Here is a 25,850-nt window from a genome sequence, read left to right on the forward strand (position 1 = left end):
AAGGCAAAGATTATATGATCGTCGCAATACCAAAACAGCGTCAGTACCGCAATGGTGGTGGAAAGAATCCCTTTAACGACCTCACGCGCTATCAGACGGAGAATTTCCGGCTTTCAAAAGAGCAAGAAGTCCCCAGTTTCGCAGACATCATTTCTTACGCGGCCGACACGCCGCAAACAATAACAACAAAACTAGACGTACCGGAAATCCAACATTTAAGAGATGAGAAGTGTCTGGCCATCCAGCTTCATGGGGTGACTTCCGTACTGACCGCAAGCGCGGAAATGAATGCTACCGCCGCACAAAATTCACGGGTTAAGGATGCGGCGTATCACTATATTTTGTCTTGGCCAGAACATGAACGACCAAGTTTCGAGTCGATATTTGAGGCCGCTCGTCACAGCCTCAAAGCTTTGAATTTGCAGGATCATCAGTACATGCTGGCTATTCATGGGAATACAGACAATCTTCATTGTCATATTGGAGTAAATCGTGTTCATCCCATCACTTTTAAGTCCCAGCATCTTCCATTTGCACAGCGCACCCTGCACCGCGCAGCACGGGAATCGGAGATCAAGCACAACTGGACACATGACAACGGCATATACATCGTTGAGCTAGATTCAAATGGCAAAAAACACATCATTCGCAACCCTTTAATTGATCAAGGGAGCGCCGACAAGGTGTTTGCTGCAAGTCACCGAAATTCACAGGCCTGGACAGACCCTGATTCGTTAATTAGTTGGATACGGAACACTGTTGCCCCACAACTTAAAGACGCATTATCCGATTTCAACACTTGGCAGCAATTGCAAACAGCTTTATTCAGATACGGCATTTTGCTTAAACATACCGGTGGAGGCTTACGGCTCAGTTGCACGGACTCGGACACCGGCGAAGTATTAGAAATAGCATCCAGCAAAGCACTACGGTTTTTAAAGCTGAGCGAGTTGGAGGCAAGATTCGGAAAATTTAAAACTACCGTGCCCGGTATGACGGACACGGAATTCGAAAAAGTATCTCCCCCTAAAAATGATCCATGGAGCTTGTCAAATGCAGAAAATTTCACCGGTATTAATGGCAATGACCGAAGCGGATTCAAGCTTCAAAGCCCCGGAAACAGCATGCAGCACGTGTGCAGCCTCGATGTGGTTGACGCGCTCGACGGAATTGAAATGCTACTGCCGAGTGACGCATACGTGGTCTTACGAACAAATGAAGCCAGTCCTGATCAAAATGTGCGACATGGAGATGTTGGTAGACCCCAGCAAAGAATAAGTAACATCAGTGACAGCAACATTCCTACACAGCCATATCCAGGAACGCGGATACGCAAACGTGACCCAGAAAAGAGACGAGAAAGAAAGCAGCGGCGGGCGGAGTTCCGCGATGACTTAAAACAACGCTACCAACGTTATCGAGTAGTGCTCAGAGAAGCAGACGTACCTCACACTGTCAAAAAGAAAGAATTACGCAACCTCCAACGAGAAGATAAACAGCTACTCGTGACAGAATTTGTTATCAGAAAAAAGGCATTACGCGACTCTGGAATGCAAGGTTCTGATAAGCAGGTAGCGTTGGCACTGTTGACCGCCGAAGTACTTGAAGCAAAATTACGGCTGAGTAATCAACACCGATCGCAACTCTCAGAACTGAGTGCTGCTCGCCAAGCGCCATTAGGATGGCGTGAGTGGTTGCACGAACAAGCTCAAAATGGTGATCAAGCTGCCTTGTCCGCACTGCGCGGAATCATTTACCAAGAAAAACGCGACGCCAGGTTCAACAATGTCGACCATCAGTCATTCGCAGGTTTAGATGCTGATACTGAGACTTTTTTACGCGTGCTTGGACAACTGCGCGATGATGAAAAAAAAGAGACCGCGATACGCAGCGCAGATCATGCACAAACTCGTCCATATCAATGCGAGGCATTGTTAGTGACAGTCAATAAAATGGCATATCGCGTTACTGGCAACGGGAATGTTGAATTTTATGATGGGGATGCAAACCATTTATTTACTGATCGTGGCAATAGAATTACCTTCGACAAGAGAAAAGTAAGCGATGAAGATTTGCGGCTGGCGCTGATGCATGCATGCGAGAAGTTCGGTCCTGCGTTGACTCTGACCGGGCTAGATCCCGTTTTTACAAACAGAATGGCGTTGATGGCTGATAACCTCGGCATCAAAATTCTCAATCCTGAATTGCAGGAAATTATTGTCAAATATAGAGCCAACAAGAAAAAATCGCCAACACCAGTTGCTCCTCTAAAAACTATAGTTACGAAAACTCCGGTCATCAATGAAGCACCGAATAGAGTGTTAGTAGTGCCAGAAAAGTTACGCGGCTTAGACGATTTGCGAGCAGAAATCCTGCATAGAGATCCGCTTGCTACATTCGTCAAAATCAATAGAAGCAAGAAATCACAAACATTTATCGGTCCGTTAGCTGGACAAGTGATGAATGGATTTGCACAACATTTGGGACGTAATGAATATGCACTTCATGAACATGAAATGCCGCATACGCTCACTGAGAGTAAGCATGATTCTGTGCAAATTAAATATAAAGGTGGAAAACCAATTTATGTTCACGTGAGAGAAAAGTCCCGAGGCGGTCGGTGACACAATTCGAAAATCTACTGATGAGTAAGTTATGAATACTGGCATTGGGCTCAGCTCAACCCATTTTCCCACCGAGATCCATGCGTGCTTTCGATCCATGCCGTAAATCGCCAATCTGTTGCTGCTCATTCTTTGACAGAATCGCCAGATCAATCAGCTCTGAGTCTGTCGGCTTTTCCCAACCGTCATCCCACATTTCGTTACCGAGAAATTTTAAGAATGCTGGTCTGACGATAGGACTTGCAATTCCTTTGGTATGAAATGCCTTACGAATAGCACCGCTGGCAGCCAAAGCCTCTTGATCAAATTTAGTAATCCAAGTCTGCTGATCGCTTTCAGGCATCTCCTGGTATATCGCATGCAAGTCTGCTCTTTTCTGTGCCATGAAACGCTCAATAAGCTTCATTCGCTCTGCTTTGGTGTCATACACCACTGGTGCGGGCTGATTTACGGCTTCCGGCAAACCAAATTGGCCAGACTGTAAGATGGTAAGCAAGTATTTTTCAGGGTTACGTACCGGTTCCATTTTTGCCCGCTGCTGACGCTCATGCATAACTACCAAGGCATCATCAAGTGCCTTTGCACCGTATTTAAGCAATAGCTTCTCCGCCCTGTCCTGCGGTAAACCAGCCTTGATTGATGCGCCAATAGTTTTTAAATCGACTGGCTCGATTTTCCTGTCGAGTTGAACTGCTTGTTGCAATTTTCGTTTTACTTTGAACTGTAATTCTTGAACTGAGCGGCCTCTTTTATGCTCGATCAATTCGATTTCCAGATCGGTGACTTCATTGACTTTTTTAACCGCCTTCTTTACGACATCACGGTTAAATATTTTATATTCCTGATAAGCACTGGTTGCACTATCTGGCGCTCCGGTCAATACCGGCCGCCACCATCCCCAAGGCTGGCGAGCCGTCAATCCGCTTGGATTATCGGCATACCTACAACAAATTTCATACAACACGACCGAGGCCATGGTGTTTAGTGACGCAAGTACCTGCAACGACATCTTTGCAAACCGCTGCGGGTCTAATAATTCTTGCTTTATATTTGGCGCATAGCTCCACTCGAGAATCAGCTCATTACTTCGCTGCACAAGGTCTGCATGCGCAATCAACGCCGAAATACTCCATCGTGCACCCTCACCCGTTGTTGGTGATTGCCACTCAACGCCAGTCGTTGCCATTTGGCGAAAATACTGTTTGATGAGCTCGGTGTTGTTGGATTTGAAGTCAATTCCGATGGCTATGTCTGCGAGGCGGGCTTGGTAGAAGTCTTTTTCGACACCTTGCTTTTGCGCTATCTGCAACATAACGTTGTAAATTTTTCTCGCAGTAACCGTTATTTTTTCTGATTTAGGTACGATTGCGAGTGTATTAACAGGCTTACGCAGCAACAGATCTTGTTCTGTGGCAATTAGTTTTGACTTACTCACAACTCGCTTAGATTCTGTTTTCGTTATTTGCATCACTGGCTGCCGCTATAGATTGTGCGCATCAGTTTATAGTGAGTCCAAAGTGAAAGCAAACTCACCTTTAACATTTGTTGCCATGTCACGAATAAATATCAAAATAACCGCTGTGGTCATAACTAGTTAATTCCCAAAATCTCTCACCTTAACCACTGTTTTGATGTTTTAAGATAGTGAGTCAGCAATCCCATATCCACTCACCTTGCTCCCCAGAAGCTCTCACTAGTCCACCCAATAACCTTCACCTTAAGCCCCAAATCCTCTCACTTAATGCCCCAAATCCTCTCACCATAAATCATCTAAGTTATTGAATTAATTGAATAATGTATAGGCTATAGTTATTATAGTTTTTGATAGTTTTTTTATTTTTAATAGCCTGTAATTTATTGATAGCAATAAAAAGTATCCTATGTTTAGTATGTATTAGTGTAAAAATCGATATTTCTGCAAAAAACGAAAAATCAGTAAGTACTTATAAAAATAGATATAACGTAGAATACTTACTTACTGAAAAACAAATTGGATATCATGATTACTAAGAATATGAATATCTCGCAAAAAATCCAGATAAGTGACATTGTCGAGCAAGCAGAACGAGCTGCTCAAATGGTCAATCAAATCCGGTCCCGTATGCTCTCGCCAAATACGGTCAAAATTCCTCCCGATTTTTCTATCACTCAATTAGCTAGCTTATGTGGTATCGATAAAGGTCAGGTTTCCTATCGAATAGGGAAGGGCGATTTGCCCGCTGGACATATGAATGATAAAGGTTCACGTCGAGAATTTTCTTTAGAAGAAGCAATTACGTGGGTTAAACATTATCGGGCTAGCAACCTTCGACCAACAGGTGCAAGAGCCGTAACTATTGCAGTTGGTAACTTTAAGGGTGGTGTCACTAAGACCACTACAGCCATGGTTCTTGCCCAAGGTTTAAGTCTTCGTGGCCACAAAGTTCTTGTTATTGACGCCGATCCTCAAGGTTCATTAACTACCTTGTTTGGAATAATGCCAGATACAGAGGTTTCTGAAGATCAAACGATAGCGCCACTTGTATACGGTGAAACTACTTCAATCAGATCAGCAATTCAATCGACTTATTGGCATGAAGTTGATTTGGTCGCTGCTTCATCCAGTTTGTTTTCAGCCGAATTTGTGTTGCCATCCAGGCAAATGAAAGACCCTGAATTTCAGTTTTGGGATGTACTTAATTTAGGTTTAGAGGATGTACGTGATGACTACGACATCATCATCATTGATACCCCACCTTCCCTGTCTTACGTAACAATCAATGCATTTATGGCAGCTGATGCGCTCATTGTTCCTCTCCCGCCTAATGCCCTGGATTTTGCCAGCTCAGCTCAATTTTGGAATCTATTCAGTGATCTCGCTTCAAACCTAGTTGAAACTGCTGGTATTACCAAGACCTTCGACTTCATTCATGTTCTGTTGGCCAGGGTTGATTCTTCGGATGTTGCTAGTGATGTTGTTCGATCATGGATTACTGCGACTTACACAGACAAAGTACTACCCGTTGAAATACCTAAAACTGCTGTTACATCATCCAGTTCAGCTGAATTTGGCACTGTATATGATATTAGTCGCTACGATGGAAGCATGAAAACTTATAGCAGAGCCCGAGATGCTTATGATCGAGTCAATGACCTAATCGAAGTTTCTATTCGGAATGCCTGGGCATCACAACTAATGGAAGGATTCTAATATGTCAATTAAAGACAGACTTAGGAATAAAACAGAAGGTCTGGTCATTCCTAATAAGGTGGTAGGGGATTCGTCAACTTCTGCATCACCATTGCGTACCGGGCCTGGACAAATGCTAATGGTCAGCTCGTTGATGAAAGAGAGTAATCAAAAAGTTGCTTTGTTGGAGCAGCGTGTAAAGGAATTTGACGGTACCCTCCCAGTCCGTTTGATAGATGCAGATAAGATCGTAGCCTCTAAATGGGCAAATCGTATTAATGAAAGTTTTCTAACTGCTGATTTTCTCGTATTAAAAGATGAAATTGCATCGTCTGACGGTAATGTCCAGCCGATAAAAGTTAGACCATTAGCGGAGAGACCAGACCATTACGAAATTGTTTTCGGACACCGCCGTCACCGTGCATGTCTTGATCTAGGCTTACCAGTTCTCGCATTAGTTGAAGATATAAATGATCTTGATCTGTTCAAAGAGATGGACAGAGAAAATCGAAACCGATCTGATCTATCACCTTGGGAGCAAGGCCGTACATATCAAAAAGCTTTAAATGAAAAACTGTTTTCATCCCTTGGTGAGCTCTCTAAAGAACTTGGAATTGATAAAGGAAATGCCAGTAAAGCATTACGATTAGCAGAACTTCCGGATTATGTTGTTCAAGCATTCTCATCGCCACTCGAACTTCAATTTCGTTGGGCAAAACTGTTAGATGATGCTGTTACTACCTCATCTGAAGTTGTGCTGGAACGTGCGAAGCGTCTTAGCGAAGATACCGACAAGGGAAAACATTCTTCTAAAGAAATCTTAGGGATTTTGATTGGCGCAAAAACTAAATTCAGTTCTCAAAAGTCAGTGGTTGTTGGAGGTAAGTCTTTAGCAACAATACACGTTAACGGAGATAGAATTTCAGTTGAGTTCTCAAAAGGTTTGTTAAGTGAGGGAAGAACAGCTGAGTTATATAAGTTACTAGAGGAATTTTTGAAATATTAGACTTCATTAAACGCAATATTCATGGGTGTTGTACTGTACAACACCCATCTTACGAATAGTTATTGCTATAGCAATAACTCATGTATTCCCAAATCTTCTCACCATTAGATAACCCCCTACAAAAAAAATTATTGGTATGTAAATTTCTTTTGGAACAATTAGTGCAGAATTAAGGTTGAAGGATGATGCCTGTTAATTAATTTCTGTAAATAACAGTTATATTTGTATCTTGTAGAGAGGTCTTGATTTTAGTACTTTTTAGATGTTGTACCGTACAACCCTTAAAAGTCTAAAAAAATTATAGATTAATTCAAAAATACTTATAAATTGAACCGTCGGGGTTCTAACTTACTAAGCTACTTTGTAAGTCACAAATAGTGCAGAGCGACAGGTCAATTAGTACTACCTTGGGGTACGAAGATTTTGCTAAACCTTACTCCCAAAAGTTCTCACCTTGAACTACTTGGGAGCACGAGTACGATTAAATGATGATAATACCCAATATCTCAAAATCTCCATTAGTTTTCCTTCGCTTAACTATCCTTTTCATAGTTATTCAATTTCAGAAGTTGCCGTCCTTTAACTATCCTCTATTGCACGATAGCCAGTAAAAGAAGACAGGGGAGGGGACAGATATGTCTGAATATGAATATCCACTTCTCAAGTAACTATGATTAATTATTCTTACTATCTCTTGATTTTAACAACTCATCGTGACGCTCATTGTCCAGCTTGTGAAGGTAAGAAGCGGTGGTAGTGATATTGGCGTGTCCAGCCTGTAGTTGCAATGTTTTCAGTTGTACATCGTTATTCGCATGAAAGGTGAGCATTGAGTGACGCAGCCAGTGCGCGGTAGCTGCGTCCAACTTTTGTGCTGTATCCAGATCGCCGTCTTTTCTCGCCTGCCTGGCAGCTTCCCCGAACATGGTTTTGAGCGCCTTTCCAATCGTTTCATCAGTAACGCTCACGTATCCTTTGCATCGTGTCGATAACACCAACGGCATCTTGTCGTCTGCATCAGTGTGAGAGGGCAGTGCGAATGCTATACGATATTGCCGGAATGCCAACAACATCGTTGGTTCCACCGGAAGTCTGCGCGGCTTAGCTCCCTTGCCAATCACATCGATCCACCAGCGATCATTCGCTTCCATGTAGATAGAACCCATGGTCGCGCCGACAATTTCAGACAGGCGGGCACCGGTCGTAGCATAAGTCAGCAGCAGGAAGCGATCCAGTGCCTGCCGTTTAACGGCAGCAGGCGAGGGCAGGGTGCGCGACTCAACGATGCGCAGGGTATTGTCGATCGCGCTTTGCGTCAAATAACGGGTGATTCTGGCTGCACCAGAAGTCTTAATGTTTTTGATTAAAGCTCCTGCATCGCGTCGCAGGTAACCAGTCCGCGTTGCATACGCGAGCAAGCCCTTGACGGCTACCAGCGCTAAGCGCCGGCTCGCATCTGACAAGGGACCGCTGAAAGGGCGATAGCGCGGATCAGTGCGTGGCCACTTGGTAATCGATACCCAATCAGGGGGCGGTTTCTTCAAAAATTCTTTATACGTGTTCAGATCGGCCACCCGCAACGCCCGCAACGGCTTGTGCGCTTCTTCACGACACCAGGTTAAAAATCGAAACAACTCCTTCTGGCTATTCGCACGTGATGTAGCGGCCAGTTCGCCGTGATCAAGATATTCCCGTGCTATTTCACTGTCAGTGCGGGCGCTGGTGATCGCGTCCGGGGCGATCTCAAAATGTTCCACGCTGTCTGACGCGCCATCAGCGGCGCGTTGGTCAAACGGCAGAGCCAGCACTGGCGCGGGTCGCAGATCGATCGGTGCAAATTTGAAGGGGGTAGTCATGAAATGTTCCACGAAAAAAGGGCAGGGCAGGTGTCCTCAGTCTAGCAGTGATCAAGTACTTCGACAATATAAGCAGTAATGTCGAATGAGGTACTATTAACATAATTATTATTACTTGATATTGACGTCATAATATTTACTTTTACGATGATAATTGTCTATACTTGGGGCGTGACTATTTGAACGTGTATTTCCGGCCTGCGCCGCCCTCCATAGGAAAAAATCATGAATGATCGTCGTTCTCTGACGCATGCGGCCTGCGATGCGATTGCCCGTGCCGGGAAGAAACCGGCGATCACCAGCGTGCGCGAATGGACCCTGGCGACCCATGGCAAGAAGCAAGGGTCCGACACCGACGTCCAGGGCGACATCAACGCCTGGTTTCAGGAGTTGCTCGCGCTGAAGCAGGAAACGCTGGTAGTGTCCGGATTGCCCGATGAAGTGGCCGCCCTCGCACGGGCGCTGTGGCTGAAGGCGAATGAAGCGGCCGCGACGACCCTGGGGGACGAACGGGCTGAAGTGCAGCAACAGGTTATCCGTGCCCACGCCGCGATCGCTAGCGCGGAGGAACAGGCGCAGGTTACGCACAGGCGTGCGGAGGTACTTGGCCATGAGTTGGACATCGCCCGGGAAGCGATTCGACGGCTGGAAGAATCGTTAACAGAAATACGCAGCACGGCAGCCGCGATTGAAGAACGGCATGCTGGTCAGCTTCAGTCACGCAATGAACGCATCGCCGCTCTCACCACCGATTTTACGCGCAAGGAAGCGGAATACGCGGCGCGGATCACCGAACTCGACGGGGTGCGCCGGCATGCGCTGTTGCAGATTGACGAGGCACGCGTGGAATCGCGCCACTGGAAACAGGAATTCGACCGGGTCGACGCCGAGAACAAATCGACGGTGGTGACCTACCGCCAACATGCCTCGGCACTGAACGCCGAACTTGCTGGCGTGCGCGGACGACTCGGTGCCGTGGAAGAAGCGCTGACGGCGTCGCGGGTGCGCTGTACCCAATTGGAAGCCGGCCTGGTGGCGAAGGAACGCGAGACGCCTGCGGCACCACGCCGTCTCAGCCCCGGAAAATCACGGGTACTGATCAAGCGACGTTAGCGACTTGCCATTAGCCGTCGATGTTACGGCATTGTTACCGTAACGGTACTGACATCAGGCTACTCAGTGCCGTAAAATCATGATGGTTTAAAAGCAAGTTCAGGTACAGTGAAGATTGCTGCGTAATCGGCAACTTCAGAAAAGTAAAATTGTGATATTGACTTTGTTTTGATTTTCGCAATAAGTGGTTTTGTATTTTTTTTCGCAAAACCGTCGTGTTTCGCCCGCAAGATAAACATTCATTTTTTATTGCGGTTGTTACTTTCAACCTTACGCCCCTATGAAAAAATGTGCTGTTATTCAATTCCGCAGAAATCCTTACCGTCCCACTGATAGCGCTATAAGGCCGCTCCAGGCCTTTTCTTAGTGTGAAAACATTGGATCATTTCTAATAAAGAAAGACTATAATTCTTGTGATCTTATAAGCAAGTAATGCTTAGCTTTCGTCAATGGGGTGTGGGTGTATGCTGTCCCTACCATCAGGTCTTACGGTGTGTGGAGGGGAAATGGAATCCGAAGACCAAGCAATCGAGAATGTCCGCAACGCTCTCATTGACATGTCCATAGAAAGCTGGCGCTTCGCCAAGCTCTTCAATCGCGCACTAACTAAGCTAGATGCAGGGGACGCCTCCCGCTATGCTAACCAACTCCGATATTTCCTCAAGCGCGTTGACGAAGGCCTGGAAACTTCAGGGATGCGGCTCGTGAATCTTGAGGGTCATCCTTACGACTCAGGGGTCGCAGCGTCCGCGCTGAATGTCGCCGATTTTGGCCCTGATGATCACCTGGTCGTTGACCAGATGGTCGAACCTATCGTTATGGGAGCATCGGGCTTGGTCAGATCTGGAACCGTCATGCTTAGGAAAGTGGAACAATGAAACAGTACGTCGGGATCGACCTCGGGACAACTAACAGCGCGATTTGCTCCTTCGATGGAGAAACGCTCAAACTTTACAAAAGTCCGGAGCAGCATGATGTCACGCCGTCGGCTATTTTCATCGACAAGCGCGGCAACAAATACGTCGGCTCGCGCGCCTACAATAATGCAGCCCGCAATCCGGACAACGCGGCGACTCTCTTCAAGAGGTTAATGGGCACAAGCACCCCCATCAAACTGTCCGGCGCTGATCTCACCATGACCCCTGAAGAGTGCTCGGCGGAGATGCTACGCGTTTTGTTTTCCTATTTGCCAGAAGAAATCCGCAATGATCCAGAGACTGGCACCGTCATCACCGTGCCAGCGGCGTTCAATCAGATGCAGAAGGACGCTACGATGGCCGCAGCCTCAAAGGCCGGCATGGGAAAGGTCGCGCTGATGCAGGAGCCCGTGGCCGCAGTCATGAGCGTGATGCGGCAGCGAAAATCCGACGGAGTCTTTCTGGTCTACGACTTGGGCGGCGGGACGCTTGACATTGCCATCGCTGAAAGCATCGCCGGACGTGTAAACCTGATCGCACACGGGGGCATCGCCATGTGCGGCGGACGTGACTTCGACCGCCTCCTGTTCGATAACATCGTCAAGCCTTGGTTACTGGACAACTTCGACCTGCCAGATGATTTTTCTGGCAACCCACAGTATAAATCCCTCACGCGGATGGCCACATGGGCTTCCGAGAAGGCCAAAATCGAGCTCTCATCGAAGGATGAGACCGTGATTCAGCTTTCCGAAACAGAGCTGAGCGTGAAAGATCGCGCGGGAACCGAGATATACCTTGATATCCCATTCGTTCGAGGTACACTCGACGAGCTTGTTGGTCCGAAGATCAAGGAATCCATACAAGCGGCTAGGGAAACCCTAGAAAAAGCTGGGCTGACTTCCCATGATGTCGAGCGTGTGGTCTTCGTTGGAGGACCTACCCATTACAAGCCATTGCGCGAACGTGTGGCATTCGAGCTGGGAATTGCGGGTTCAACCGACGTCGACCCAATGACTGCAGTCGCGGAGGGGGCCGGCGTCTTTGCGGAGTCGATTGACTGGGGTTCCGAAAGTCGCGGTCGCAAGAGCACGCGCGGCGCGATCAGTGTTGGTGGCCGCCTTGACATCGCATTTAACTATATCGCGCGAACCCCGGACGCGAAAGCCAAAATAGCACTCAAGTTAGGCGGCTCGGCAATGGCTGGTGCTGAGTTCCAGATCGACAGCCTGGATACTGGCTGGTCTTCGGGACGCGTGACACTCAGAGACGGCGCGACGGTCGAGGCGGCCCTTTCTAAGCAAGGGGATAACACGTTCAAGATCTTCGTATTCGATGCGTCTGGCGGTCCAGTTTCGTTGGAGGCCAACAGAATCGTTATCACCCGGACGGCTGCCACGATCGACTCGATTCCCTCCTCTTCCTCTATTGGCATCGAGGTTCTCGACAAGCTCGGCGGCAAAGTAGTTCTCTCCTATTTAGTTAAAGAAGGTGAGCCTCTGCCGAAGAAGAGCCGCATCACGTTCAAGGCGGGTGAATCGCTGAGAGCCAGCAGTCCTTCGGCTCTTCACTTCCACATTTGGGAAGGAGAAGTTACGGATCCCGTCATGGACAACCGATACATAGGCACGTTCTCAATCACAGGGCAAGACTTCGACGATGGGGTGATCTCGGCTGGGTCGGAGCTTGTCTGTGAATACGAGGTCCTTGACTCGGGGAATATCGTGCTTGAAGTGACAGTTCCCAGCATAGGCGGTACCTTTCATAGTGGGCGGAACTATTATTCGCGTCAGGCAGGGCAGATCGACTATTCCAGCGCTGCGAAGCTTGTCCGCGAAGAAGCTGTGTCGGTACGCTCCAGACTGGAGAGCGTTTCAGAGAAAGTCGAAAATCCTAAGCTTGGCCAGGCTATGCATAAGCTTGATCAAGCGTCGTCGCTTGAGAAGGCCGAGAGCGATCCCGAAACGACGAAGCAGGCCATGGACAATGTGCTTGAAGCCCGTCGATTGCTGGCACAGGTCCGAAAGGAGCACCAGAAGGAAATCCGGCAGATGGATCTCGACTCATGCATAAAATTCTTCGATGAGAACGTCAGAGAATACTCCCGGCCGGCTGAGCAGAGTTCTTTCGATAATCTGGCCAGAACGGCTCGGCGCTCCATCGACAGCAATAGTCCCGACTTTGAGAGCCAGCTGGACCAGTTGAAAGGTAAGAACTTTCAAATTCTCTGTCGACAGGATTGGTTTGTGGTGAATCGGTTTAAATGGCTGTCTGAAGACGACTATCTGTTTCCGAACAAGGGTGAGCATGCCGAGCTAGTCTTGGTCGGGACTGAGGCAATCCAGGCTGACGATATGGAGAAGCTGCGCGGGGTCGTCTACGAACTAGATTCTATAAGGATCCGGTCATCGTCAGACGACGGTCTGATGTCCTCCGCAAACATTGTCCGGGGCTGAGACCATGCCGCTTGATCCGTGGCTTCCAGTGAGGTTCGAAGTTCCCGGCGGTGCCCGCCTTCGGCGGGTGGTACATGACGGGATCGACTGGCAGATATACGTGACGCTGAGCGAAGGTATGGTCCTCGTTGCCCAAGAAACTTTGGCTCGAAAATGGACTGAGTCTGGTCTCCTCGATGAGGGGGCGATGACGCCATTCAGATTCGGCGGCGAACACTATTCCGCGCTAGTGTGCTCAAAGGAACACACGCTTGCGCCGATCGGAAGGAAGTCATCCCCAAACTCCAAAGCGGAAGCCATATCCTGTGCGGATGCGTTCGCGTTCACGCGCCGGATAGACCCGGAAAGTTCTCTTCACGACGCCATTTATGCAGAGAGATTTTCACGGTTATTGCCCACCTACAGCCTCGCGCCTAAAGTGGCCGATGATATCGTCTTCGGCTCATGGATTTCAGACGGCGTTCCAGTGTCTATCGCTGCATTTCTCCGCGTGCGCTCGCTTGTCGGGTGGCTTGGTGAACCCCATCTCAGGGATGTCATTGATCGAGCGGGATTTTCTGTTTCAAAAACTGCAGGTGGGTTCCAGGGTCTTAACGCAAAGACGGCCACGTCGAAACCACAGTATCTGGAGTCGGACGACGCTGCCAATGTTCAGCAGAATGTGATGTCGACAAAGTTCGAGCTTGCAGGCAGGCCTGAGTTGGAGGAATTTTTCAATGAGCACGTCATCGACATCATTGCGAATCAAGAGCGTTATAAGGCGCTCGGCATTGATTTCCCATCAGCCATCATCTTGCACGGGCCGCCCGGGTGCGGGAAGACGTTCGCAATAGAGCGCCTAGTTGAGTATCTCGGCTGGCCAAGCTTCCAGATCGGAGCCTCAAGCATTGCCAGCCCTTTCATTCATGAAACAAGCAAGAAGGTAGCCGAGGTCTTTGATCAGGCGCTAAAAAATGCACCGTCGTTGTTAATTATCGATGAGATGGAGGCATTCCTCGCCGATCGCGAGATTGGCGGCGGATCCAGCCACCATCGAGTGGAAGAGGTGGCGGAATTCTTGCGACTCATACCGGAGGCGGTCATGAACCAAGTCCTCGTTATCGCCATGACGAACCGGATCGAGATGATTGACCCGGCGATCCTGCGCCGAGGTCGTTTTGATCATCTTGTGAAGGTCGATATTCCGTCTCGCGACGAAGTATTCGCACTTCTTGAAAAGCTTGTCAGGGACTTGCCCTCCGAAGTGGGCCTGAAACTTGACGCCTCGGCATCCAAGCTCGAAGGCAGGCCTCTCTCTGATGTTTCATTTGTTGTCCGAGAAGCCGCGCGCCTTGCTGCCAGATCGGGCAAAGATAGGCTTGATCAAGATAGCTTGGACATGGCCATGGAATCTGCGCCGACTCGTAATGGCGACGAGGAGCATGGTCGCAAGATTGGTTTTGTTTAAGGTTTGAGGATGAATAAGAAACCAAACGATGGAGATGCGACAGGGTTTTCTGGCCTTGACTCCATGCTTTCAGATGTCGATGACGCCATCGCCAATGCCCCCTCTCCAAAGCCGCCCGAGCAGAATTCGCGAGGGCACGCTTTCGAAATCGATGTGCACGCGGGAGTGTCGGTGTCCAAGCCATTGTCGAAATGGACTGTCGCGAAATGGCTCTTCGGGATCGCCTGCGTCGGTTTGGTGATTGTCGTCATCGCGAACAGTAAGCGAGATGAGGTTCCTGCCCAGCCCGCCGCCGCAGCGCCTGAAGCAGCTTTAGTTCCGGCTCTGATCGAGGCCCGTGCGGACTCATCCCAAGAGCCGATTGCGGAGCAAGACATGCAAGCGCCGCCGGTTGGAACCGGCCTTATGCTGAATCCCAGTCAGATTCGATACTGCCTCACGGAAAAAATCAGGATCGGATTGATCAAAACGGTAGCTAACCAGAATTCGTCGGAAGAGGTGGATGCCGTCAACGGCATGGTTTCTGATTACAACAGCCGCTGCAGCCAGTTCCGGTATCTACAAAGCACGTTCGATGGAGTTAATGCTGATGTGGAGTCGCGCCGCGCAGCCACAGAGTATGAGGCTAAGGGACAGTGGGCGCGCAAACATCTAAGCTTTGATGCGCCTGTGAGGCCGAGCAATCAAATAACTCCTCCTCTCATTGAGGATCTGGCACCAACCCGAGATACAAGTCAGGCACCGCCCATCGAGAACGTGGTACCTGGAATCCGACTGCCAAGTTCTCAAAACCTAGGCGTGCAGTCACCGCGAGAAGAAAATAATGTGAGAATGCCGGCCGATTCTGTTCATAACAACTAAACACAGCAGAACTCAACAACCCTGCTGGCAAAACATTTGGAATCCGACGAAATCATGAATGAACTGAAAAGGCGCCCTGACGCGCCCTCTTTAAATACATTTAGCCGCAGTGCATTTGGCTTGCTGGGTGCGACATCTCGTGACAGTCGTCACTCGATCGTAGCGCTGGCGGAAGAAAAAAGCCTTTTCCTTGATCCGGATATCTGCGTCAAGGCTCGACAGGATCTGACGAATCCGCGCAATAGGTTGGCTTCTGAAATGGCGTGGCTCCCGGGTCTTTCACCAACCAGGGTCGCCGACTATTGCTTACTTTTGGATGGGGATTTAAAAGCTTTGCTGTTTGCTGCTTCTACCGAGCAACCGCTCGTTCGAGCCAACCTTCTGGCAGCCGGGGCTGAATTGCTAAGCCCTGCCGCGTCCGCTGATTTGTGGGGAAATTGGATTCTTAAGCTTTCGGTTGCAACAGACGCCATAGATGTCTCTGAGATTTTGCGAACAATCAACGAGGAACGCGGTGTGGCTGGTTTTCCCGAGATTCAGTCCCTGAAGGCGGTGGCGGACGAGTTGACTGAGCGCAGGCGAATATTCAAGGACGTAGTACGCGCAGCAATCAATCGGATGCCTACGGCGAAGATGCTTGAGGTGATGAGTCTTGTGACGGAGATTGCGACAAACTCGGGTGAAAAGCAGGCCCCTATGATCATTGATGACCTCGTCGACAGTTATGCGTTGGATGCAAGATCTTTTCTTGAAAAAGAAGCAGGGAACATTTCCAAGCTGATCGACGCGACCAAGGAAGCCGCGCCTCAAGGTGCTTCAAGCGTTCAACCACTGCTCGACAAACTTGATGCCGTTGTTCGCAATTGGTGTAAGGTTGCACGCCCAATTCAGCTAAGCATGAAGGCGCGCGGACTGGCACATGATCTCAGTCGGGATACTGGCTTTGGCCTTAGAGGTCTGTCGATAGACATGTTCAACGAACATGATTTGCTCGACTGCTCCCGTCGCCTAACCGACCTTCTCCAAGAACTGTTCTCTGGCTTTCCGGAATTGCTGGAGCGTTTGTCTGATGACGTTCAGACACTGGCGGATATCGCCCGTCAACAGGGTTATCTTAAATTGCTCAATCCGCTTCGGAATCTTTGCAAGGAGGCGGGCGAGAATGCGGATAGCAATGCTTCCACTGCCGATCGGCAGGCGCAAAGGATAATTTCGGAAGCGCCAACTCTTATTTCCAACCTTGAGAAAGCCGGAGCCCCTGCTGACATTGTCTCGCAGGGCAAAGATGAGATTGCCCTCGCCGTGGTTCATTGCGCCGTCGAGTTCGGTAATAAATCAGAAGAATGGTCTACATGCGTTGGCCTTCTCGAGGATGCCCTGCGTTTAGGCGTCGGCTCCGAAATCCGTGAAAGGATTGCAGCTAACCTTGAAATCGTTGAGCGAAATGTGCGCTTGTACCGCGACTTGAAACCCATCTCCTCAGCGCCGTCGCTGCGCACGATAAATGGTTTTGGTTGCAAGCTATATGGACACACGGACGATGATAGAGAATCAGGTTCTTACATGTCTACGTACTACTTTGTCGCTCTGTTTATTCCAATATTTCCAATATGCCGTTATCGGGTGATTTACTCGGGTGTAAATAGCTACCGTTTTCTGGGAAAGGGACCCCTTCGCACTTTTGATAAGTGGCATATCGCCATATCGATTGGGATCATTGTCTGGTTGTTTGCGTTCGCGAAGTAGAAGAATGGGTCGCGGTAGGGACGGCTGTTACCAGCCGCCCCCCGCACAGATCCGTACTTGCAGCATTACCGCATACGGCTCCTACCAAAGGTGTTGACGTAAAATCGCTCTGACGGAAATGGATGTGCTACTCGACAAGGTGGTAAGTATTTTCTGGTCAAACGATTAAACCGATCCCACGGTAGATTATGTCGCTGACTTCTTGGTAACAGAGCATGTCGCCATGCGCGACAAACTTCGCTTCGAAAGCCATCTAAACGACGTAGATTTCCCGGTACCGCATGATAGTTAAAGTAACCTTTTATCACGCGCTTTAACCATCGACCTACTACTGGCATCGGTTCGTGTCGTCGTCGCATCAATGTTGCTCGAATAGCTGCCAATGTTGCACGCATCCGTTTCTTAATCGTCAACCCGTAGACCTCGGTAAATTCATCTACAGTTTTCTGACCCCTCTCATAGGTAGCGGTAACTTTTTGTAGACGAATTTACCCTCACAATAAAAACGGTAAATTTGTCTACACGCAGCATCTCCTGCAAAATTCATCTACACGCAGCTTGAATTTCTTAAAACTTATTCTAAGCTGTTGAAACGTAGACAACAGTAAATTCGTCCAAATTTTTCACCCTGCTTTTATAGGAGAGTACTCACACATTTGGACAAATTTACTTTTTAAATTGTGTGGGCAAATTTGTCCTTTGGCAGCATGAGAAAGTAAATCTGTCCTTACGCAGCTTGAAAAGCCTAAAAAGTATTCTATGCTCTTGAAAACATGGACAATTTTTCGCGATATCGCTTTGCGATGTTGTCAATAAGACAGTGTGGCGAATGATCAAAGCCTACAGTTCAAAGCTGCGCCGCCGTTTACAATGTTTTGATGGGACTAGGTTGGTCATGATGTCACCTTGCGGTCTGAGATCATGAAGAAGCGCGGTAACAAGCGTCTAAAGGTCACGATCGATCATGTATTTATTGATGATTTATCGCCGACAAAAAAAGTCAAAGCGAAGCGCAGTCAGCGTGCGGCCATTGAGCTAGAAAGACAATGCGCATAATGGCGAAAGCGTCGACTTCGGCTCCGCCACCCGGGCTGCTGCACGAGCATAGTAGCGCAATCATAAAAACTGAGACACAAGTCCTGTCAGCAGAAATAACATCGCCCCCAAAGCTCGACATCAACAAAAAAATCGTCCTGATACTACTCACCATCGGCGGTGGTTATGGATCCAGCATTTTCAATCCAGCATGGCTGGATCCGCAATAATTCATCGTCTCGACCCTATCAATTTGAAGGCGCGGGTCGCCATCACGCGCATGCGATTGAATTATTACGAACATTGAATCGTTCATTTCGATGACTATTTATTAAAAAAATGGCTTGAGCAGATGGACGAATTTGCTTTCCTCAATGCTTAAAAAATAATTTTGGACAAATTTACTTTCTAAAATCGGTAACGCATTGAATTTATTGAGTAAATTTCTGACACTTTAGAAAAAATCAGGATTTGGACAAATTTACCGTCACAATTTGGACAAATTTGCTTTCGTCTACGGATGACAAGAGCGGGCTTCGCCTTTCTCCTGAGTCAGCACGCAAAGGCAGCCGAAGATCTCTGTCCGTCGTTACGTGATAAACGAATATCACCACACGTCCTGCGCCACACCTGCGCCATGGTACTCTTCCAGGCAATCAAGGACCTGCGCAAGGTGTCTCTCTGGCTTGGACACGCTCAGATGCAGACGACGGAAGTCTATCTTCGGGCTGATCCGATGGAAAAAATCGAAATCATTGAAGGTATGACGCCGCTGCGACTGAAACGAGGGCGATTTACGGTGCCAGACAAGCTGATCGCGTCGTTACAGGCGAAATAAGGGGAACCATCTTCATTCCATTTACGCGCTAATTGACACGCTGGTCTGCCGGACCAGCGTGTCGAAAAACGCGAAAAGGCAACATGCCACCGACCTTCGCCGACCTTGGGCCGAGGTCCATTTGTGCGCGCGGCCATGCGTGGCACCTCTATTGATTGAACGGCTCCGATGCTGCAGCACCCTCTGTTTTCAAATCGCCGACGGCCACGCCACCATCAACGATGCCGACATGGCGCAGCACCAACCCCGGATATTTTCTGCAAAATTCATCGTTCTCCACATCGAGGCGGGCGAGCATGGGCCCGCTATCAAGATGCTGTTCCATGTGGAAGGCCAAGGCGGACTGACCAAGTTTGCGCAATCCAGTGGCGAGCCGCTTCGTGGCGCGTGCCCATTTTGCAATGGTGCTCTCCGAGTAGTATTCTGGCTCGAAATCCAAGTCGACAGCGGCGCGCACATTTCCAAATTCTTCGCTCAAGTAGATTGGCCTCGCAATCTCATAGATGGACTCGATAGCGACAAGTTCATTTCGTGTCATTTTCGCCATACTCAACTGGCCATTGAACACCAAATTGAGATTGTCGATCATGGCCATGGTGAGGCCCTCAATTGGCGTGCACAGGCCTATATGAGAGCAGAACTCCGCGTGAGTCTTGATTGCGCACAATGCCCGACTGAATTCTCCCTTAGAGATGCCAAAATGGGTTATGAGGCTTGTTTTTGCATCATTGAATGCTGGACTCCCTCCCCATTCAGCATGCGTTGGCAAATTCCTGGCAATATATTCGAGGTCGGCCCTGGAGAGTCTTTTGGTGGATACGCCGTGTAGGTACTCGTAGTGGATGGCATCGGAGAGAAATTCGAAGTCGGTGATCATGCCCGCTAAGGCCATGAAACGGCCGCGCAGCGCCGGGATATTAATCACAGGGGTCTGCGTCAGGTGTTTAACACTCTCCGTATCCTCTGGATAGGGGTTGTAAGCCCAAACCGGCGGAATTTGTCCAACTCACTAAAAGGTGTGACTCGGCTGCCCCGATCTCTCGTTAAATACAGCCATCGCCATACAGGACGTAAGAACCTGTCGCCTCGATGCTAAGGGAGCGACTCAAGCGGTGACCCCACAAGCTAGGGCATGGTCGAAGCGCTCACAGCACAGCGACTACGTCTTTTTGCTCATTGGAATATCACCCACGCCGGGATGGCTGAACGCACCTCGTTATACACAACTCCAGAGCACTGGATGCGAACTCCGGAAAAGTGTTTACATTCAATGACTTGCAGCAGCCCTTGTAAACTTGGCCGTTTTCGCGTTTACTCTCGTCTTTTAGGTGAACCAATTGACGACGGCATCGACGCACTGGGCAGCAACGGAGTTTGACCAGCTGGACTTGGGCGATGCGCGTCTGAACAAGCGAGCGAGAATATTGATGGAACGATTTGTGGCCGATCCGATGGCGAGCATTCCGAAGGCCAGCCTGGGCTGGAGCGAGACCGTGGCGGCGTACCGCTTCTTCGACAACGAGAGCGTCGACTGGCAGGATTTGATGGCCCCGCATTGGCAGCAGACGCAGCAGCGTATGGCGGCCTACCCGGTGATCCTGTGCCTGGAAGACACGACGGAGCTGGACTTCAACGGTCAGGAAACAAAGGGCTTGGGCCCGCTGAGCTACGAGGCCCAACGTGGCATGTACGTGCACCCGACCTACGCGGTGACGCCCGAGCGAGAACCGCTGGGCATCCTGAATGCCTGGATGTGGGCGCGCACCTTGAAAGACGCGGACGGCCAGCGCGGCGGTCCGAAGGAAAGCCTGCGCTGGATAGAAGGCTACGAACGCGTCGCCGAGATGGCGCCCGATCTGCCTGGCACGCGCTTGGTGTACGTCGCCGACCGCGAGGCCGACCTGATGCCGCTGATGGCCCGGGCTCAGGAATTGGGCACGCCGGCCGACTGGCTGGTGCGCGCCAAACACAATCGCTGCCTGCCCGATGGCGACAAGCTGTGGGCGCACACCACCGAGGGCGCGCCACTTGGCGAGATCAGCTTTTTGATGCCCGCGCGCAACGGTACGAAAGCACGTACTGTGCGCCAGCAACTGTGGGCGCGGCGCGTCGAGCTGCCGGCCGGTAAAGGTAAAACGGTTACAGCAACCTGCCTCGTTGCACGCGAAATTGGCGCGCCGTCTGGCGTCACACCCATCGAATGGCGATTGTTGACGAACCGAACGATCGACACTGCCATCGACGCCGTCACCCTGATCGACTGGTATCGCGCCAGGTGGGAAATCGAGATGCTGTTTGACGTCTTGAAAAATGCCTGCCGCGTCGAGGCGCTGCAATTGGGCTCGATCGAGAAGCTCGAACGCGCGTTGGCCTTGTTCCTGGTCGTCGCCTGGCGGATCGCCTATCTGATGCGCAGCGGGCGCACCTGTCCAGACCTCGATGCCACGTTGTTCTTCGATCCCGACGAAATTCATAGTGCTTACCTGTTGAATGATCAGGATGAGCCGGACCAGCCCAAGCTTAACGACGTACTGCGCCTGGTCGCCCGACTGGGCGGATTTCTGGGCAGGAAAAGCGACGGCGAACCCGGCGTCAAAACTATATGGCTCAGAATGAAAGATGTCTACGTGGCAGCCAAAACGATGGGGAAATTACGAGACCGAGCCAATGCCAAGACTTATGTATAACGAGGTGGGCTGAACGGTAGAAGCGGTATGAATCGAGAATTCACGCACCGTTGCATGGGAGCCTAAAGGTGAGATTCCTTTGGGCTGGTCGACCATGTAGTGGCAGACCGCGCGCAATTTCCTAGATATAGTTGGGAGAATCTGGTAAAAATTATGAGAACCGACAGAAGTCGCCCCCAAAAGGATGACTTCTGTGTATTTACATAAGCAAATTATTTTTTTGCAGCATGTGTGTCAGCGTATTTTTTGCTGGCTTCGGTGGCATGTTCCGATGCTTGGGCCGCATGACCGTGAGCCGCTTGGGCATGATGTGCAGCGGTCTTGTGATCATCTGCTTCGTGGCTCTTTGCAGCTTCCTTGTGATGCGTAGCGGCGTGTTGGTGGTGATCCGCAGCCTTTTGGTGATGTTGTTGCATTGTTCCTTGATCTTTCGTTGGTGCTTGTGTCATCTAAATCCCCTTGAGAAAATCATCAAAATTACCGGTATCGATACGTCAAAAAAAACGTAGCCGAACAAAGATAAACCGTTAACGAAAAATCATGCGTTCAATAGAACGCATGTGCTCGGTAGGGACACAATTAATGGTTGCCCTTAAGGACTAGGAAATACCCTGTTGGACGAAGTCGCTACGCGGCAGGAGTGATAGATCCGGACTGTGAGCCGGTAAGTTGTTTCAGAGTTTGACTTCGTCCCTCGCCCAAGGGTTTGAATCACACGAAACGAGGTCACATCGCTATGGAAACACATACCGCGCGGCAAATTTCAAACGCAATTACGAACGCCACCTTCAGCACCTGAAGCTCAAAGCTGAACCGAAGACCATGACGCCTACTCACGCGCCACTCGACAGGCAGGCGAACGCTTCGATCAGAACATCGACGCCCTGTCGACGCAGAAGCTCTCGGAGTATTTCAGCGACGGCTGGAATCCCATTCGTGGAGCGCGGTCAAGCTGGACTTGTACTAACTGCGTTTCTACTACGAACATGTCCTGTCCAAGCCCGGGCCTGCACCCGGACTGGTCAAGCCACCACGCAGTCAACGCCTGCACGACATTGTCACGGTCGGGGAAATGCAGCCCTTGATTTGCGCGACGCGGGTGCTCAGCGTGCTCTTCTTCACCCTCTATAGTTGGGCCTGCGCCTGGCACGCTGCTTCAACGGTGGCGGGAATCGATATGGAATGGCTTGAAATGCTGCGCCGAAATGAGAATGATAACGACACTGATTCATCCTATCTCAGATGGGCATTTCAAATGAACGCACCTATAATTCCTCCTCGTTATTTTTCGAAATACCATTCATTTGGAGATCGGCATGGGGAAAGCGCACTACGAGCAACATCGTATTCAAAATATCGGGTGGCTTCGCGCGGCAGTACTCGGGGCAAATGATGGGATCATATCAACTTCCAGTCTCGTACTCGGCGTGGCTGCAGCGCATGCGGTGCATGGAAATATTGTGCTGACCGCAGTCGCCGGACTCGTCGCTGGCGCGATGTCGATGGCCACTGGAGAATATGTTTCAGTATCGTCCCAAGCCGATACCGAGAAGGCTGCAATTGCCGAGGAGAAGGCGGAAATTGAAAACGATCATGAGGGTGAACATCGGGAACTGACTATGATATACGTGCACAGAGGTCTGGACCGTTCTCTTGCGGCACAGGTAGCGCAACAGCTCATGGCGCACGACGCGATTGGCGCTCACGCGCGGGACGAGTTGGGCATTTCGGAGCTATCGACGGCGCGACCATTCCAAGCCGCGTGGGCATCTGCGGTAAGCTTTTCCGTTGGTGCCGCACTCCCGCTTGCCGTGACCGCATTGGTACCCGTTCAGGATTTGATGTTCTCGATGGTGTTCGCCACCCTTGGAGCTTTGGCGATTCTGGGCGGCATTGCGGCCCGCACGGGCGGCGCGGAAGTCCTTCCGGGAATAGTGCGCATCACCTTCTGGAGTACGCTGGCAATGTCGTTTTCGGTAGCGGTAGGGGCTGCCTTCGGCGCCATTACGTGATGGCGTTATGCCACCACAACACAGTTGCGACTACGACCTGGACCAAGTTGGTCCTGTCGGACCCGGCGGTGCGTCAGGCAGCTGCAGCAAGCGGTTTTTCAAGGTGATCGCGAGGTCATCAGCTCAAAGAAAAGTGGATCAGCATCACATCATCTAATTTATCTGACTTTCGTGCTTTACTTCTTGACAAATTTCCGGGATCATACGCCCGTTATTATTGAATGGAGGTCCAAATGAACTCAGGCAGTTGTAGGCGACCTTTCGGCTACACCGTATCGAACTGTTGAGACACGTTTTCGGACCAACCTGACCTTTGGCGTCCACTGTCTCGACACTCAATGACGAGGCAGTGCGCACGCGAACCAATTCTGGCATGCCGCCGGGATTAATTCTGTAGCGCCCTTCCAAAAAGATTAATTGCGATTTCCCTTCGCGCGCGTGCTTTTGCACGCGTGCTTTGGATTCTCGCCGCACATATATGCCGGATTTTTTCCGAGGCATCCGGCTGCGTGCGCACTAAACATGGAAGTAACACCAATGCACTACACAACACAAAAACAAAGTCTCTATGGAACGTTGGTACGGACCTCCCCGCGCGAGTATGACGAATTCGCATTTCGACCAACGCTGTTGATTGGCTCATTGCAAAAGATCCTAGCTTCACTGACACGCATGGTATCTAACAGTTTGGACACGAAACAATCTGCGCTACTGAGTATTGTCGGCGTCGTGCTGTCTGTGCTGATGTTTCCGTTAAATTCGCTTGCTGCAGACCTTGAAGCGACTGGCGCAACTACGTTCCGTTCGGCGGTGGATGAAGCGAACCTGATAGAGACGCCAGAAAAATTCAACGCCAAATTCCAAACCACCTGGATCGTGGCAGAACACGGTACTTTCAGAGCACCCTACAGCGGCGCGAATAGTCTGCTGCCGATCCATGAGAAGGCCTATACCTGGACCGTTACCGCGTTCTTAGGTGTTCGGCCCTTTGCCAATACTGAGCTGTATTTCAATCCCGAAATGATTCAGTCCGACCAGTTTTCTGGGCTACATGGTCTGGGCGGATTTAACAATAATGAAAATCAGAAGACGGGCGAAACTAAGCCGACCTTCTATCGCGCGCGTTTGTTCGTTCGCCAAACGTTCAACTTGGGCGGTGAATCGATCAAGCTCGAATCGGGACCTAACCAGCTTGCCGGCAGCGTCGACACAAATCGCGTAGTGGTCACGATCGGGAACATTTCGACGCCGGATATTTTTGACAACAACGCGTACGCTCACGATGCGCGCACGCAGTTCCTCAATTGGACGTTCTTTACCCATATCGCCTCCGATTTTGCGGCCGACGCCCGCGGTTATACGTGGGGCGCTGCGCTCGAATATTACGTTAATGACTGGGCGTTTCGGGTCGGCCAATTTACGCAGCCGATCGAATCGAATGGCTTGGCTCTGGAACGTAGTTTGACGCGCCATGCGTCGCAGCAATTCGAAATCGAGCACAGCCACAACCTGATGGGCCAACCGGGCAAGGTACGGCTATATGCATTTCGCAACCATGCCAAGATGGGCAACTTTGACGAAGCGCGTCTTTACGCCCAAGTTAATAGCAAGGACTCGCCAGATGTTGCCGACGTGCGGCGCAATCAAACGAAGACTGGTGCCGGCCTCAATTTTGAACAGCGTGTGAGTGCAGAGATTGGTGTATTCGGACGTGCTAGTTTCAATAACGGCAAGACCGAAACGTACCAATTTTCTGAAGTCGACAGGTCGCTGTCGGGTGGTGTTTCAGTACAAGGAGCGCTGTGGAGGCGCGAAAAGGATACGGCTGGCTTTGCGGTTGCAAAAAATGATATTTCGTCGGCGCATCGCTCATATTTGGCCGCTGGCGGCCTCGGGGCATTTATTGGCGATGGCATCCTGCCGAGCTACCGGTCCGAAAGGATATTGGAGACCTATTACAACGCTGTGCTAACGAATCGCATCAGCCTTGCGGCGGACTTTCAGCGCGTCGCCAATCCAGGCTATAACGCGCAGCGCGGCCCTGTCAGCATCTATGCGATGCGCCTGCATATCGACTATTGATACT

Annotated in this window: 18 protein-coding genes; 14 read left to right on the forward strand and 4 right to left on the reverse strand. The window is 50.0% G+C overall.

Translation table 11 applies throughout. From position 1 onward, the window contains the following. Positions 1-14 precede the first annotated feature (14 nt). The gene (locus ACVBEF_RS06465; RefSeq protein ID WP_447123117.1) at positions 15-2,624 is read left to right on the forward strand and encodes a relaxase/mobilization nuclease domain-containing protein; all 2,610 of its coding nucleotides are present in this window, start codon (positions 15-17) and stop codon (positions 2,622-2,624) included. 55 nt (positions 2,625-2,679) lie between these two features. Here ACVBEF_RS06465 and ACVBEF_RS06470 read toward each other — a convergent pair whose 3' ends face one another. Then, positions 2,680-4,092 (reverse strand): RepB family plasmid replication initiator protein, encoded by a 1,413-nt coding sequence (locus ACVBEF_RS06470; RefSeq protein ID WP_447123118.1) that lies wholly within the window; start codon positions 4,090-4,092, stop codon positions 2,680-2,682. 531 nt (positions 4,093-4,623) lie between these two features. Here ACVBEF_RS06470 and ACVBEF_RS06475 point away from each other — a divergent pair. Further along, positions 4,624-5,814 (forward strand): AAA family ATPase, encoded by a 1,191-nt coding sequence (locus ACVBEF_RS06475; protein ID WP_447123138.1) that lies wholly within the window; start codon positions 4,624-4,626, stop codon positions 5,812-5,814. A 1-nt stretch (position 5,815) separates the two neighbouring features. Next, complete coding sequence (locus ACVBEF_RS06480) at positions 5,816-6,799, forward strand: ParB/RepB/Spo0J family partition protein (protein WP_447123119.1); 984 nt, start codon at positions 5,816-5,818, stop codon at positions 6,797-6,799. Positions 6,800-7,473: 674 nt separating this feature from the next. On the opposite strand, the gene ACVBEF_RS06485 is transcribed toward ACVBEF_RS06480, so the two are convergent. After that, complete coding sequence (locus tag ACVBEF_RS06485) at positions 7,474-8,655, reverse strand: tyrosine-type recombinase/integrase (RefSeq protein WP_447123120.1); 1,182 nt, start codon at positions 8,653-8,655, stop codon at positions 7,474-7,476. Between the two features lie 225 nt (positions 8,656-8,880). Here ACVBEF_RS06485 and ACVBEF_RS06490 point away from each other — a divergent pair, with 225 nt between their 5' ends. From ACVBEF_RS06490 to ACVBEF_RS06525, 8 genes are all read left to right on the forward strand, one after another. Beyond that, a complete protein-coding gene (locus ACVBEF_RS06490) occupies positions 8,881-9,768 on the forward strand; it encodes a DNA-binding protein (protein ID WP_447123121.1) in 888 nt (295 codons plus the stop codon). 506 nt (positions 9,769-10,274) lie between these two features. Next, complete coding sequence (locus tag ACVBEF_RS06495) at positions 10,275-10,646, forward strand: hypothetical protein (protein ID WP_447123122.1); 372 nt, start codon at positions 10,275-10,277, stop codon at positions 10,644-10,646. Then, positions 10,643-13,138 (forward strand): Hsp70 family protein, encoded by a 2,496-nt coding sequence (locus tag ACVBEF_RS06500; protein ID WP_447123123.1) that lies wholly within the window; start codon positions 10,643-10,645, stop codon positions 13,136-13,138. Before ACVBEF_RS06495 ends, ACVBEF_RS06500 begins: the two co-directional genes overlap by 4 nt. 4 nt (positions 13,139-13,142) lie before the next feature. After that, the gene (locus ACVBEF_RS06505; RefSeq protein ID WP_447123124.1) at positions 13,143-14,585 is read left to right on the forward strand and encodes an ATP-binding protein; all 1,443 of its coding nucleotides are present in this window, start codon (positions 13,143-13,145) and stop codon (positions 14,583-14,585) included. A 9-nt stretch (positions 14,586-14,594) separates the two neighbouring features. Next, entirely contained in the window at positions 14,595-15,446 is an 852-nt protein-coding gene (locus ACVBEF_RS06510; RefSeq protein WP_447123125.1) for a hypothetical protein, read from the forward strand. Positions 15,447-15,500: 54 nt separating this feature from the next. Continuing rightward, positions 15,501-17,192: a hypothetical protein gene (locus ACVBEF_RS06515; protein WP_447123126.1), complete on the forward strand. Its 1,692-nt coding sequence runs from the start codon at positions 15,501-15,503 to the stop codon at positions 17,190-17,192. 1,046 nt (positions 17,193-18,238) lie between these two features. Beyond that, positions 18,239-18,457 carry a hypothetical protein gene (locus tag ACVBEF_RS06520; RefSeq protein ID WP_447123127.1) on the forward strand — a complete coding sequence of 73 codons (219 nt, stop codon included), beginning with the start codon at positions 18,239-18,241 and terminating at the stop codon, positions 18,455-18,457. Positions 18,458-18,747: 290 nt separating this feature from the next. Continuing rightward, positions 18,748-19,065 carry a tyrosine-type recombinase/integrase gene (locus ACVBEF_RS06525; protein WP_447123128.1) on the forward strand — a complete coding sequence of 106 codons (318 nt, stop codon included), beginning with the start codon at positions 18,748-18,750 and terminating at the stop codon, positions 19,063-19,065. Positions 19,066-19,213: 148 nt separating this feature from the next. Here ACVBEF_RS06525 and ACVBEF_RS06530 read toward each other — a convergent pair whose 3' ends face one another. Then, entirely contained in the window at positions 19,214-19,990 is a 777-nt protein-coding gene (locus tag ACVBEF_RS06530; RefSeq protein WP_447123129.1) for a hypothetical protein, read from the reverse strand. A gap of 412 nt (positions 19,991-20,402) precedes the next feature. Between ACVBEF_RS06530 and ACVBEF_RS06535 the strand changes: the two genes are divergently transcribed. After that, complete coding sequence (locus ACVBEF_RS06535; protein WP_447123130.1) at positions 20,403-21,752, forward strand: IS4 family transposase; 1,350 nt, start codon at positions 20,403-20,405, stop codon at positions 21,750-21,752. A 212-nt stretch (positions 21,753-21,964) separates the two neighbouring features. Here ACVBEF_RS06535 and ACVBEF_RS06540 read toward each other — a convergent pair whose 3' ends face one another. Further along, positions 21,965-22,201 (reverse strand): hypothetical protein, encoded by a 237-nt coding sequence (locus ACVBEF_RS06540; RefSeq protein ID WP_447123131.1) that lies wholly within the window; start codon positions 22,199-22,201, stop codon positions 21,965-21,967. An 867-nt stretch (positions 22,202-23,068) separates the two neighbouring features. On the opposite strand from ACVBEF_RS06540, the gene ACVBEF_RS06545 reads away from it, so the two are divergent. Together ACVBEF_RS06545 and ACVBEF_RS06550 are read left to right on the forward strand one after the other, a co-directional pair. Beyond that, positions 23,069-23,764, forward strand: coding sequence for a VIT1/CCC1 transporter family protein (locus ACVBEF_RS06545; RefSeq protein WP_447123132.1), 696 nt, complete (start codon positions 23,069-23,071; stop codon positions 23,762-23,764). Positions 23,765-24,451: 687 nt separating this feature from the next. Beyond that, a complete protein-coding gene (locus ACVBEF_RS06550) occupies positions 24,452-25,846 on the forward strand; it encodes a carbohydrate porin (protein ID WP_447123133.1) in 1,395 nt (464 codons plus the stop codon). The last annotated feature ends 4 nt before the right edge of the window (positions 25,847-25,850 follow it).

Source organism: Glaciimonas sp. GG7 (assembly GCF_052976905.1).